We start from the raw sequence: 12807 nt of genomic DNA, 5'->3' as shown, positions 1-12807 counted from the left end.
GTGGAAGAGGATGTCGCCGCGCTCCAGGCGCGAGGAGGTCATCGACTGCTGCAGGGCGCTCGCGGCCTCGTCATCGAGGGCTGCGAAAAGGGGCGCCTTCTTCACGACATCGTTGTCCACGGCCGACAGTGTGCCATGCGGCCACCGCGGGGAAGCCCGCGTCGCCGCTGCCCTCTAGGCTGGGCTCGTGTCCGTGAACTCCCGCGTCGAGACCCCCGTGGCCCTGACCAGACGGGCACGCAAGATGTACCGCGCCCTGCTGGAGCGCTACCCCTATGCCCATTGCGAGCTCGACTTCACCAACCCCCTCGAGCTGCTGGTCGCGACCGTGCTCTCGGCGCAGACCACTGACGTGCGGGTCAACCTGGTCACGCCGACCCTGTTCGCGAAGTACCGCACGGCCGCCGACTACGCCGGGGCCGACCGGGCCGAGCTGGAGACGATCATCCAGTCGACCGGCTTCTACCGCGCCAAGACCGACGCGTTGATCAAGCTGGGCCAGGCCCTGGTCGAGCAGTTCGACGGGGAGGTGCCCGGCAGGCTGGAGTCCCTCGTGACTCTGCCGGGCGTCGGACGCAAGACCGCCAACGTGGTGCTGGGCAACGCCTTCGGGGTGCCGGGCATCACCGTCGACACCCACTTCGCGCGGCTCTCCCGCCGGTTCGGCTGGACCACCGAGGAAGACCCGGTCAAGATCGAGCACGCTGTCGGCGCGCTCATCCCGCGCAAGGACTGGACGATGCTGTCCCACGTCGTGATCTTCCACGGCCGGCGCACCTGCCACGCGCGCAAGCCCGCGTGCGGCGCCTGCCCGATCGCGCGCTGGTGCCCCTCCTACGGCGAGGGCGAGACCGACCCCGTCAAGGCCGCCAAGCTGTTGAAGTTCGAGCTCGCCCCGGACGCCTCGTGACCGTTCCCGTCGCCGGCTCCCCGCGACCGGCCTGGATGACCCACCTCGTCCGGACCCTGGCCGACACCCCCGCCGAGCGGTTCAGCCGGTTCCTCCCCCCGGACGAGGGTGGCCGGCAGTCCGCCGTGCTCATGCTGTTCGGGCCCTCGCCCTTCGGCGGTGAGGACGTGCTGCTCACCGAGCGCCACCACGGCATGCGCTCCCACGCCGGGCAGGTGTCCTTCCCCGGGGGATCGCTCGACCCCGACGACGAGGGCCCGGTCAGCGCGGCGCTGCGGGAGGCCCGCGAGGAGGTCGGCCTCGACCCCTCCGGCGTCGACGTGGTCGCCGAGCTGCCGGCCCTCTACCTGCCACCGAGCGACTTCGTGGTGACCCCCGTCCTGGCATGGTGGTCCGACCCGCACGACATCGACACGGTCAGCGACCTCGAGGTGGCCCGCGTGGTGCGCGCCCCTCTTGTCGAGCTGACCGACCCCGCGCGCCGGTTCACCGTCACCCACCCCAGCGGCTTCGTCGGCCCGGCCTTCGACGTCGACGGGCTGCTCGTGTGGGGGTTCACCGCCAACCTGCTGGCCACCGTCCTCCAGCTCGCCGGGCTGGAGCAGGACTGGGACCGCGACCAGCGACGCCCGCTGCCCGAGCGCTTCACCCGGGAGTGGCGGCGCCCAAACCCCGAGGAAAGCGCGACGTGATCGGTTTCCTGCCCGTGGTCGACCTGCTTCTGGCGGTGGTGCTGGTCAGCTACGCCATCACCGGCTACCGCCAGGGCTTCGTCATCAGCGTCATGTCGCTGGTCGGCTTCCTCGTCGGAGGGGCCGTCGGCATGTGGCTGCTGCCGATGCTCATGCAGCACTGGGACGCCGTGGATCAGGTCGCCGTGCTGCGCACGGGGGTGCTCGTCTTCGGCGTCTTCGTCCTGGCCTCGGTCGGTCAGGCGGTTGCGGTCAACCTGGGCTCGCGGATGCGTTCCCAGGTGCACGGCGAGCAGGCGCGCAAGGTCGACTCGGCGCTCGGGTCGGTCGCCGTGCTCGTCGCCGTGTCGGTGCTGGTGTGGTTCATTGCCGGCGCCGTCCGCGGTGGGGCCCCGGCCCCCATCGCCCGCGCCATCGGCGAGTCCCGCATCCTGCAGGTCATCGACCGGGTCGTGCCGCCGCAGACCTCCCGGCTGTTCGCCGGCTTCCGCGGGGTGCTCGACCGCGAGGGCTTCCCGCGGGTGTTCGAGGGCGTCGGCGCCGAGCCGATCATCCCCATCGCCCCGCCGGACGAGGGCATCGCCAAGGGCAGGGCCATCTCCGCGGTGGCAGGGTCGATCGTCAAGATCACCGGGGTCGCCGAGGCGTGCAACCGCGGCCAGGAGGGCAGCGGCTTCGTCTACGCGCCCCAGCACGTGATCACCAACGCCCACGTCGTCGCAGGTGTCGACGAGCCGCACGTGCGCATCGGCGGGTCGGGCCGCTCCTACGTCGCGCACATCGTGCTGCTCGACCCCAAGCGCGACCTCGCCGTCCTCGACGTGCCGGGCCTGGCCGCCGCCCCGCTGAGGACCGGCGCCGCCCTCGGCCGCGGTGAGGGCGCCGCCGTCGCCGGCTTCCCCCTCGACGGGCCCTACCGCGTCGACGCCGCCCGCATCCGCGACGTGCTCAGCGCCCGCGGCGCCGACATCTACGGTGATCCGGGCACAGTGCGTCAGGTCTACTCGCTGTACGCGCGGGTCGAGCCCGGCAACTCCGGCGGCCCGCTGCTCGACCCCTCGGGCAAGCTCGTGGGCGTGGTGTTCGCCAAGTCCCTCGACGACGACGTCACCGGCTACGCGCTGACCCTGTCCGAGGCCAAGCCGGTCTTCGACGCCGGCCGGGACGCCACGAAGACGGTCTCCAGCGGCGGCTGCGCGGCCGGCTGACCCGACCTCGCGGGAGTCGCGCTCAGCCGGCGGGGGTGCGGGGCGCCGCGGTGTGGGCCAGCCAGCGCACCAGCAGCCGGTTGACCTCCTCGGGCGCCTCCTCGGGCAGGAAGTGCCCGGCGCCGGCGAGGAAGTGCTCCTCGAACGGTCCGCTGACGTGACGGCGTGACCCGGTGGCCGCGGACGCCACGACCGCGCCGTCGTCGACGCCGTGCAGGTGCAGCACCGGGACCTCGACCGGCCGGCGCAGCCGGGCGGCGAACCGTCGTCCGTCCAGGCGTAGCTGGGAGCGGACCACCCAGCGGTAGTACTCCGCCGCGGAGTGGGCCACGAACGGGATGCCCATCGCCTCGCCGTAGCGCTCGGCCTCCTCGTCACTGGGCCAGGCGTTCTCGGGGGAGGACCAGTGCCGCAGCAGCCGCTCGACGTACCCCGGGCTCCTGGTCATCTGCCGCTCGGGCACGAACGGGCGCTGCAGGCCGCCGAGGTAGGCGTTGGCGCGCATCTGGCCCGGGTCGGTGAACGACGCGCGGCGCAGCACCAGCGGGTGGGGCATGCCGACCGCCGCGACGGCCCGGGTCACCGAGGGCTGCAGGGTCGGCATGGACCAGGCGATCCACCCGCCCCAGCCGTGCCCGGCGACGACCGCCTCGGTCTCGCCGAGGGAGCGGATCACGCTGGCCACGTCGGCGGCCAGGGTGAAGGTGTCATAGCCGCGCGGGGGCTTGTCCGAGCCGCCGTAGCCGCGCAGGTCCATCGCCGCCGCGCGGTAGCCGGCCTCGGCCAGCGCCGTCATCTGGTGCCGCCACGCCCACCAGAACTGCGGGAACCCGTGCAGCAGCAGCACCAGCGGACCGTCGCCCGTCTCGGCCACGTGGAACCGGGCGCCGTTCGCGGCGACGAACCGGTGCTCCCACGGGCCGTCGATGAGCACGGTCGACGCGTCGTTGCTCATGGTGCGGTCAGGCCTTCGGGTGGGTCGGAGGAGGAACAGGGCAGGTCAGTGGCCGGGCTTGATCGCGGCGATGGTGTCCTGCGTGGACTTGATGGTCCGCTCGGGCTTGCCCTGGATCTTCTCGAACGCCGACCTGGCGACCAGCACGCAGATGGCGCCGATGACCAGCAGCGCGACGGCGACGATGAGGAACGCCAGCCACGGGGACAGGCCTGCCGCGACCAGGCCGTAGGCCGCTGAGATGAGCAGCAGGATCAGCGCGAGGAAGGCGAACACCCCGGCGATGGCCACGAGCGCCGCCCCGGAGCCGGCCTTCTTGGCGTCGGCGGTGATCTCGGCCTTGGCGAGGTCGATCTCGCTCTTCACGATGGCGGACAGGTCCTGGGTCGCGCTCGCGACGAGCTGGCCCAGCGTGCGCTCGGTGGGACCGTTGCCGGTGGCCGCGGGAACGTTGCCGGTCGCCGTGGGGCCGTTGCTGGTGGCCGTCATCGATGTCACCTCCGTGGTGGGTGCCCCTGGGGAGTCCCCCTGACACGCCACGACCCTATCGGCCCGGAGCCCCGTCGGCGCGGTCCGGCGAGCTCGCGAAGACGTCGGGGACCCCGTCGTGGTCGGCGTCGAGCTCCTCGGCCTCGCACAGCCGCCGGTAGTGCCGGTTGCGCAGGCGCAGCGCGACGGTGGCCACGACGGCGGCGGTCAGGGACCCGGCCAGCACCGCCAGCTTGATGTGCTCGTCCCGCGGGGAGCCCGGCCCGTAGGCGAGCTCGCCGATGAGCAGCGACACGGTGAAGCCGATCCCGGCCAGCAGGGACAGCCCGAACACGTCGGCCCACGCCAGGTCGGTGTCCAGCTCGGCCCGGGTGAACCGGGCGAAGCCCCACGTGCCGGCGAACACCCCGAGCATCTTGCCCAGGACCAGCCCGACCACGACCCCGATGGCGGCCGGGTCTCCCAGGGCGTCGCCGAGGCCGCCGCCGACGACCCTCACCCCGGCGGCCATGAACGCGAACACCGGCACCGCGAACCCGGCGGAGAAGGGCCGCAACCGGTGCTCGAACCGGTCCGCGAGCGTATGCCGTCCGGCTGGGTCCCGGGGGCCGGTCCGGACCGGGACGAGCAGCCCCATGGTCACGCCGGCGACGGTGGCGTGGATGCCGCTGGCGTGCACCAGGGCCCACGCGAGGACCGCCACGGGCACCAGGAGCCACCAGCGGTCGACCCGCCGGTGGACGAGGAACCCGAACAGCGCCAGCGGGACCAGCGCCAGCAGCAGCGCGGGGACGTCGAGGTGGTCGGTGTAGAAGAGCGCGATGATCGTGATGGCCACGAGGTCGTCGACGACGGCCAGGGTGAGCAGGAACGAGCGCAGCGCCGAGGGCAGGTGGGTGTTGATCACCGCCAGGACCGCCAGGGCGAAGGCGATGTCGGTCGCGGTCGGCACCGCCCACCCGCGCAGCACGTCCCCGCCGACCGGGCCGACCGCCCGGGAGGTGAGCGTGAACAGCACGGCGGGCAGGGCAACCCCGCACAGCGCGGCCGCGATCGGCAGGGCCGCCTTGGCCGGGTCGGCGAGGTCACCGACGACGAACTCGCGCTTGAGCTCGACCCCCGCGACGAAGAAGAACACCGCGAGCAGCCCGTCGGAGGCCCACTGCGCCAGGCTCAGGTCGAGGTGCAGGGACGCCGGGCCGACGCGCAGGTCCCGCAGCGCGGCATACGCCTCGTTCCACGGGCTGTTGGCCCAGACGATGGCGACCACCGCGGCGACCAGCAGCAGGATGCCGCCGACCGTCTCGGTGCGCAGGGCGGCGGTGACGCGCTGGACCTCGGGCCACGTCGAGCGGCGCAGGAGCCGCGGGCGGAGCGGGGGAGTGGTCACGGTGTGGCCTTCCGCATCAGGGGTCGATGAGCAATGCCGACCAGGCTTCCCGGCGCACCACAGCCAGTTTATCGGTGGCGGGCATACCGTTGCTGCCATGAGCAACGTGGCCACCGCCGACCTGTATGCCGGGTGCCCCGACCGGGAGTCCAGTCCCGGCCTCGTGCTCCAGCGCTACGACGCCATCCACGCCATGATCAGCCCCCGCAACGAGGTGCTGCGGCTGCTGCCGCACCGCGAGCGGCGGATGGTCGGGGCGTGGTGCTTCGCCGACATCTACGGCCCCACCGACGTGCGCGGCCAGCAGGGCATGTCGGTGCCGCCGCACCCCCACATGGGGCTGCAGACCGTCAGCTGGCTGGTCCGGGGCACGGTGCTGCACCGCGACAGCCTGGGCACCACCGCACTGGTCGAGCCCGGCCGGGTCGCGGTGATGACGGCCGGGCACGGCATCGCCCACTCCGAGAACTCCCCGCCCGACCACGGCCCGGTGCTGCACGGCGCCCAGCTGTGGGTCGCCCTGCCCGAGCACGCCCGGCACGACGGGCGCGCGTTCACCCTGCACGAGCCGGCGCCGGTGCTCGAGGTCGACGGCCTGCGCGCCCAGGTGTTCATCGGCACGCTGGGTGACGTGGTCTCCCCGACTCAGGGCGTGACCCCGCTGCTCGGTGCCGAGCTCGCGCCGGCCGCCCCGGGGAGGCGGGCCGGGCGCCTGCCGCTGGACCCGGCATACGAGCACATGCTCATCCCGCTCGCCGGGGAGGCCCGGGTCGGGCGGATGGTGGTCGAGGCCGGGCAGGCGCTCTACGTCGGGCTGCAGCGGGACGAGCTCGACCTCGCGCTGTCGGCGGACGCGCGGGTGCTGCTGCTCGGCGGCGTGCCGTTCCAGGAGGAGATCGTCATGTGGTGGAACCTGGTCGGCCGCACCCACGAGGAGATCGAGGAGGCCCGCCGGCAGTGGAACGGCCACGAGGACCGGTTCGGCGAGGTGTCGCACTACCCCGGGCCGGAGCGGCTGTCCGCGCCGGAGTTGCCGAACGTGCGGCTGCGCCCCCGCGGTCGGGTGGCCTGACGGCGCCTGCCCGGTGGCCGCGCGCTGAAGCCTGCGTGAACCTCCCGCCGCCGCCACCGTCCTGACGCCTGGAGGACACCTGCGCCGGTCACCGTGGGGGCATGTCCTACGGCGTAGAGACGAGCCCGCTGGCGATCGCGCACCGCGGGGGAGCGGGCCTGGCCCCGGAGAACACGCTGGCGGCGTTCGCCCGGGCGACCGCCCTGGGTGTGCGCTACCTGGAGACCGACCTGCGGCCCACGTCCGACGGGGGCCTGGTCTGCTTCCACGACGAGACCCTGGAGCGGGTGACCGCGGCCCGGGGCCGGGTTTCCAGCCGGACGGTGCGCGGCGTGCGCTCGCTGCGGGTGGCCGGGGTCGAGCAGGTGCCCACGCTGGTCGAGGCGCTGGAGGCCTTCCCCGAGGCGCGGTTCACCGTCGACCTCAAGGACGCCGCGGCGATCGCCCCGCTGGTGCAGGTCCTGCGCCGGCCCGGGGTGGCCGAGCGGGTCTGCGTCGCCGGCGCGTGGGACGGCTGGCTGGGCTTCGTCCAGCGGGAGGTGCCGGCGGTGACGACAGCCCTGGGCTGGCGCTCGCTGACCACGCTGGTCGCCTGCGCCCGGGCCGGCGTCCGGCCGCCCCGCGCCGTGGCGACCGGGTCGTTCGCCCACGTGCCGGTGCGCCTGGGCCTGGTGCCGGTGTTCGTCGCGCGGCTCGTGCAGATGGCCCACGACCTCGGGGTGCGGGTCGTGGTGTGGACGGTCGACGACCCGACCGCGATGGGCCGCTTCCTCGACCTCGGCGTCGACGGGCTGATCACCGACCGGCCCGACCTGCTGCGGGAGGTCCTCATCGCGCGCGAGCAGTGGGCCCCCATGCCCCAGGCGCAGGTATGCCGCGTGCGGACGCCCGCACGCGGCATACCGGGTGGTGCTGCCGGGTCAGTCCTCGGAGGAGCCTGAGGAGAGGCCGGTCTTGATCAGGTCCATGACCGTCGAGTCGGCCAGCGTCGTGACGTCGCCGACCTCGCGGTTCTCGGCCACGTCGCGCAGCAGGCGGCGCATGATCTTGCCCGAGCGGGTCTTGGGCAGCTCGGCCACGACCATGATCTGGCGCGGCTTGGCGATCGGACCGATCTCCTTGGCCACGTGGTTGCGCAGCTCCTGCACCGTGGCCTCGCCCTCGTCGCGGGCGTCGCTGCGCAGGATGACGAACGCGCACACCGCCTGACCGGTCGTCTCGTCCGTGGCACCCACGACCGCGGCCTCCGCGACGCTGGGGTGCGACACCAGCGCCGACTCGATCTCGGCGGTGGACAGGCGGTGGCCCGAGACGTTCATGACGTCGTCGACGCGCCCGAGCAGCCAGATGTTGCCGTTGGCGTCGTACTTCGCGCCGTCGCCGGCGAAGTAGTACTTCTCGCCGAACCGGCTCCAGTAGGTCTCCTTGTATCGCTCCTGGTCGCCCCAGATGCCGCGCAGCATCGCCGGCCACGGCTTGGTGAGCACGAGGTAGCCGACGGCCTCGGGGTCGTGCAGCGGCTGGCCCTCGTCGTCGAGGATCTCGGCGCTGATGCCGGGGATCGGGCGCTGCGCCGAGCCGGGCTCGAGGTCGGTGACCCCGGGCAACGGGCTGATCATGATCGCGCCGGTCTCGGTCTGCCACCACGTGTCGACGATCGGGGCGCGGTCGCCGCCGATGTTCTTGCGGTACCACAGCCACGCCTCGGGGTTGATCGGCTCGCCGACGGAGCCGAGCAGCCGCAGCGAGGACAGGTCGTACTGCGCCGGGATGTCCTCGCCCCACTTCATGAACGTGCGGATCGCGGTGGGCGCGGTGTAGAGGATGGAGACGCCGTACTTCTGCACGATCTCCCACCAGCGGCCCTGGTGCGGGGTGTCCGGGGTGCCCTCATAGAGGACCTGCGTCGCGCCGTTGGCCAGGGGGCCGTAGACGATGTAGGAGTGGCCTGTCACCCAGCCCACGTCGGCGGTGCACCAGTAGACGTCGGTCTCGGGGTGGACGTCGTGCACGACGGCGTTGGTGTAGGCCGTCTGGGTCAGGTAGCCGCCGCTGGTGTGGAAGATGCCCTTGGGCTTCCCGGTGGTGCCGCTGGTGTAGAGGATGAACAGCGGGTGCTCGCTGTCGTGCGGCTGCGCCTCGTGCTGGTCGCCGGCGCTGTCGACGACGTCGTGCCACCACACGTCGCGCGCGTCGTCCCAGGCGACCTCGGCCTCGGTGCGCCGCACGACGAGGACCTTGTCGACCGGGGAGTCGCCGCCGCTGACCGCCTCGTCGACGGCCGGCTTGAGCGGCGCCGGCTTGCCGCGGCGGAACTGCCCGTCGGTGGTGACCACGACCCGGGCCTGGGCGTCGGCGATGCGGGTGCGCAGCGCGTCGGCGGAGAACCCGCCGAAGACGACCGAGTGGGGTGCGCCGATGCGGGCGCAGGCCAGCATGGTGAAGACCGTCTCGGGGATCATCGGCATGTAGATCGCGACCCGGTCGCCCTTGCGCACGCCGAGGGACTCCAGGGCGTTGGCCGCCTTGCACACCTCGCGCAGCAGCTCGGCGTAGGTGATCGTGCGGGTGTCGCCGCCCTCGCCCTCGAAGTGGATCGCGACCCGGTCGCCGTGTCCGGCCTCGACGTGCCGGTCGACGCAGTTGCGGGCCACGTTGAGCTGCCCGCCGACGAACCACTTCGCGAACGGCGCGCCGCTCCAGTCCAGCGTCGTGTCGAACTCCCTGTCCCAGGACACGTAACGGTGGGCCTGCTCGGCCCAGAACGCCTCGTGGTCGGCGGCCTGGTCGAAGAGGGAGGCCTCACCGTTGGCCTGCGCCGTGAACTCCGGGGTCGGGCTGAACGTGCGGCTCTGCGTCGGGGTCGATGGCGTCGGGTCAGTCACGAGGTCCTCCTGGGGATCAAGGCGCGTACGACGACACTCAACCCCGTTGGGCGTGCGGCTTCAACCGATGTCGGGATGTGGCGCGTGGGGCCGGTGCGTCGCCCGGTGCGCCGCCCCATGCTGGCTGGTTCCGCCTGCCGGTAGCCTCGCGCCATGACGGAGCGGACGAGAGGGACTGCCGCGACGCTGGTGGGGCAGGTGCGCGAGCAGTTCTCGTGGCTGCCGCGGGTGCTCGGGGTCGTGGCGGTGCTGGTGCTGGCCTGGGGGTGGTGGGCGCTGGCGTTCCTGGCCTCGACGCGCTCGTCCCTGACCGGCAACACCGATGTCTGGCCGCCGCACCTGCCGGTGCTGCTGACCCAGTTCAGCCTCGCGGTGTTCGGCTCCGTCGGCGCCTCGATCGTGGTCATGGTCGTGCTGCGCCGGGCCGGGCCGGCGTTGCTCTCGGTGCTCCTGGGCTACGGCGTCGCGCTCTGGTTCACGCTGCGGGTCGCTCCGGGCGTCGTCGTCGCGGACCCGACCGAACGCAAGATCATGCTCGTCACCGTGGGGCTGGCCGCGGTCCTCGGCCTGGCGCTCGGGGTCGTCGCCACACGCGGGCCGCAACGTCTCGGGTTCATCGGCGTGCTGGCGCTCGCCCCGGTCACCGGCCTGCTGGTGACCCTGCTGCAGCTGGGGGACGGCGGCACCTGGCTCGGCCGGGTGCTCGTCGCGGCCCTGCTGGTGCTCATCGCGTGGCGCCGGTGGACCGGCGTGCTGCTGTGGCCGTTGTTCGTGCTCTGGTTCTGGCTGGTCGAGCTCGCCCAGCAGACGCTGCGCTACGGCGCGGAGACCCTGCGCCACCCCGGCGGCCACGCGGTCACCCGGCAGCTGGTGCTGGGGGCGATGACCGACTTCCTGCGCACCGCGTGGTCGGCCCTGGCCTCGAATGCCTGGGACTTCCTGTGGCCGGCGATGTTCCTCGCCGCCGTGGTCCTCGTCTGGCGGGTCGTGTGGCCGACGCTGATGGACCGCGCCGCGAAGCTCCCGCTCCCGGCGCGCAAGCCCGCCGCCGGCAAGGGCGAGCCGGCCCCCGAAGGCGACTGACCGGCATACCGCAGGCACGACGCGGGCCGCGCCCCTCAGGGGACGCGGCCCGCAGCCGGTATGCCGGGTGGGTCAGCCCGCGTGCGCGGTCACCGCGTCGAGGGCGTCGGCGATGCCCTCGCCGTAGAAGGCGTTGTCGTCGGTGCTGCCGGTGCAGCGGGTGTCCGTCGGGCACGCGTGGTCGTCGGCCTCGCCGCGCAGCATCGCGATGAGCTGGGCGGGCGTGGCGTCGGGGTGGGTGGACTTCAGCAGCGCGAGGACGCCCGCGACGTGCGGGGAGGCCATCGAGGTGCCGCTGAGCAGGGCGTAGCCGCCACCGGGCCACGTCGACAGGATCCGCGAGCCCGGTGCCGCGACGTCGATGACGCCCTCACCGAAGTTGGAGTAGCCCGCCTTGTCCGTCGTCGAGGTCAGCGCCGAGACCGTGGCGACGCCCGGCAGCTCGGTCGGGATGTCGTGGCAGCCGTTGTTGATCGTCCGGGTGACCGGCGTGCTGTCGTCGGGGCTGGTGCTGTCGGTCGTCTTGTGGGCGAGGTCGTAGTTGCTGTTGCCCGCTGCCGCGGCGCTGACCACGCCCTCCTTCTCCGACCACGCCACGGCCCGGCGCAGCGACTCCATCGCGGCGGCCTGGTCGGGCTGGTCGTCGCAGTAGAACTGGAACGGGTCGACGTAGTAGCTGTTGTTGGTCACGTCCATGTGCTTGAGGCCGGCCCACATGAAGCCGCACACGGCGTACTCGGGGTAGATGTAGCCGTCGTCGCTGACCACCTTGACCGAGGCGAGGCGCACGTTCGGTGCGACGCCGACGATGCCGATCCCGTTGCGGGCCGCGGCGATCGTCCCGGCGACGTGGGTGCCGTGGCCGCTGGTCGTGGGCAGCCAGCTGCTCGGGGTGGTGTCCGGCTTGCCGGCGCCGATGCAGCTGGCCGAGTCGGCCGCGTCGATGTTGGCCTTGAGGTCGGGGTGGCTGGCGTCGATGCCGCTGTCGAGGACGCCGACGAGCACGCTGCGGGAGCCGTCGGTGACCTGGTGGGCCCGGTCCGCCTTGATCATCGCCATGTCCCACTGCTCGGACTCGCGCGGGTCCGTCGCCGGGCCCGCGTCCTGGGCGTCGCCGGTGCTCAGCTGGCCGGCGGACGCGTGCCGGGACGTCGCGGCGCTGCTGCCGGGCGTGCCCTCCTTGACCGCGACGGTCCGGGTGGCGCCGACCGACTCCACGGCGTGTCCCTCGGCCAGGCGCACGACGTCGGCGCGGAACGCCGAGCGGGTGGAGTGGGCGACGACGACGCCGATCTGCGGCCAGGACTGCACGACGGTGCCGCCGGCGGCCCGCACGGCCCGCTCGACGAGCAGGGTCTGGCCGGGGTTGGCCTCCTTGGCGTTGAGCAGGTAGCTCATGAGCATGCCGTCGGGGGTGGCGATCGGCACGGGCGTCGAGGTGGGCTGGTCGGCGGTGGGCGAGGCCTGCGCCAGGCCGGCTCCGAGCAGGGACGTGGTCAGCGCGAGCGCCGCGGTGGCGGCCAGCGTCGCGGGGCGACGGGACAAACGAGGTGACATGGGCACTCCGGTCATCGTGGGCTGGGTCGGGCCGCTTCCGGTATGTCCGCAAGGCCCGTTTCGGACCCTAGGTCGCCGGGGGCGCGCGTGGGTGTCCACCCATCGCTTCCTGACCAACTCTTGAACCACCACCGCGCGGGGGTGGCAGTCAGCCCACCGGTCGGTGCGGGCCGGTCTTGGGTCGAACCCTAGGCTCGTGGCCGTGCCCGGACCTGCCGACTCCCTCGCCGCGCTCGCCGCCCTGCCCGGGGTGGACGATGCCACCACCGCCGCCCGTGAGGCGTGCACCGAGCTGCGCTGGCACCAGGCGTTGCGCCGGCGGATCCCCGAGGCGGCGGCCGAGTCCCGTGTCCGCGGGGCCCGGGCCAGTGCCGCCCTGGAGGGTGCCGAGGTCGACGTCGCCGTGGTGCGCGACCTGATGCGCGGCGCGCTGGCCTGGCCGACCGAGCCCGACCCGCTGGAGCAGGCGCTGCGCGGGGTGGTCCAGGCCACCGCCGAGACCGAGCACGTGCGCGGTCTGGTGGGGTCGGCCCCTTTGCAGGCGCTGGCCCGGCTGCACGTCGCGG

11 protein-coding genes and 1 pseudogene are annotated in these 12807 nt (G+C 73.2%); 7 read left to right on the top strand and 5 right to left on the bottom strand.

The window, feature by feature from the left end; all coding sequences use genetic code 11:
- The first annotated feature begins 244 nt into the window (after positions 1-244).
- From nth to VF825_RS03550, 3 genes are read left to right on the top strand one after another with little or no spacing between them, the layout of a single operon-like run.
- The gene (gene nth / locus VF825_RS03560) at positions 245-910 is read left to right on the top strand and encodes an endonuclease III (RefSeq protein WP_331110214.1); all 666 of its coding nucleotides are present in this window, start codon (positions 245-247) and stop codon (positions 908-910) included.
- Entirely contained in the window at positions 907-1602 is a 696-nt protein-coding gene (locus tag VF825_RS03555; protein ID WP_331110213.1) for a CoA pyrophosphatase, read from the top strand. The genes nth and VF825_RS03555 overlap by 4 nt, the downstream gene beginning before the upstream one ends.
- Positions 1599-2810 (top strand): MarP family serine protease, encoded by a 1212-nt coding sequence (locus VF825_RS03550; RefSeq protein WP_331110211.1) that lies wholly within the window; start codon positions 1599-1601, stop codon positions 2808-2810. The genes VF825_RS03555 and VF825_RS03550 overlap by 4 nt, the downstream gene beginning before the upstream one ends.
- 22 nt (positions 2811-2832) lie before the next feature.
- Here VF825_RS03550 and VF825_RS03545 read toward each other — a convergent pair whose 3' ends face one another.
- The 3 genes from VF825_RS03545 to nhaA are packed head-to-tail and all read right to left on the bottom strand — an operon-like array spanning position 2833 to position 5644.
- Positions 2833-3765, bottom strand: coding sequence for an alpha/beta hydrolase (locus VF825_RS03545; RefSeq protein WP_331110209.1), 933 nt, complete (start codon positions 3763-3765; stop codon positions 2833-2835).
- Between the two features lie 45 nt (positions 3766-3810).
- Positions 3811-4254: a phage holin family protein gene (locus VF825_RS03540; RefSeq protein ID WP_331110207.1), complete on the bottom strand. Its 444-nt coding sequence runs from the start codon at positions 4252-4254 to the stop codon at positions 3811-3813.
- A gap of 55 nt (positions 4255-4309) precedes the next feature.
- Complete coding sequence (gene nhaA, locus VF825_RS03535; RefSeq protein ID WP_331110204.1) at positions 4310-5644, bottom strand: Na+/H+ antiporter NhaA; 1335 nt, start codon at positions 5642-5644, stop codon at positions 4310-4312.
- Positions 5645-5741: 97 nt separating this feature from the next.
- On the opposite strand from nhaA, the gene VF825_RS03530 reads away from it, so the two are divergent.
- Positions 5742-6716 carry a pirin family protein gene (locus VF825_RS03530; protein ID WP_331110202.1) on the top strand — a complete coding sequence of 325 codons (975 nt, stop codon included), beginning with the start codon at positions 5742-5744 and terminating at the stop codon, positions 6714-6716.
- A 101-nt stretch (positions 6717-6817) separates the two neighbouring features.
- Positions 6818-7657: a glycerophosphodiester phosphodiesterase family protein gene (locus VF825_RS03525; RefSeq protein WP_331110199.1), complete on the top strand. Its 840-nt coding sequence runs from the start codon at positions 6818-6820 to the stop codon at positions 7655-7657.
- On the opposite strand, the gene acs is transcribed toward VF825_RS03525, so the two are convergent.
- Complete coding sequence (acs, locus tag VF825_RS03520; RefSeq protein ID WP_331110197.1) at positions 7637-9601, bottom strand: acetate--CoA ligase; 1965 nt, start codon at positions 9599-9601, stop codon at positions 7637-7639. The genes VF825_RS03525 and acs overlap by 21 nt on opposite strands.
- 153 nt (positions 9602-9754) lie before the next feature.
- On the opposite strand from acs, the gene VF825_RS03515 reads away from it, so the two are divergent.
- Positions 9755-10684, top strand: coding sequence for a hypothetical protein (locus tag VF825_RS03515; RefSeq protein WP_331110195.1), 930 nt, complete (start codon positions 9755-9757; stop codon positions 10682-10684).
- 72 nt (positions 10685-10756) lie between these two features.
- Here VF825_RS03515 and VF825_RS03510 read toward each other — a convergent pair whose 3' ends face one another.
- Entirely contained in the window at positions 10757-12241 is a 1485-nt protein-coding gene (locus tag VF825_RS03510) for a S8 family peptidase (protein ID WP_331110193.1), read from the bottom strand.
- Between the two features lie 202 nt (positions 12242-12443).
- On the opposite strand from VF825_RS03510, the pseudogene VF825_RS03505 reads away from it, so the two are divergent.
- Positions 12444-12807, top strand: a pseudogene (locus VF825_RS03505) (hypothetical protein); the annotation flags it as partial.

The sequence above is a fragment of the Oryzihumus sp. genome, from assembly GCF_036391795.1.
Taxonomy (GTDB): Bacteria; Actinomycetota; Actinomycetes; order Actinomycetales; family Dermatophilaceae; genus Oryzihumus.
Note: the sequence above shows the minus strand (reverse complement) of the source record. Positions and strands in the feature narration are given on the sequence as shown.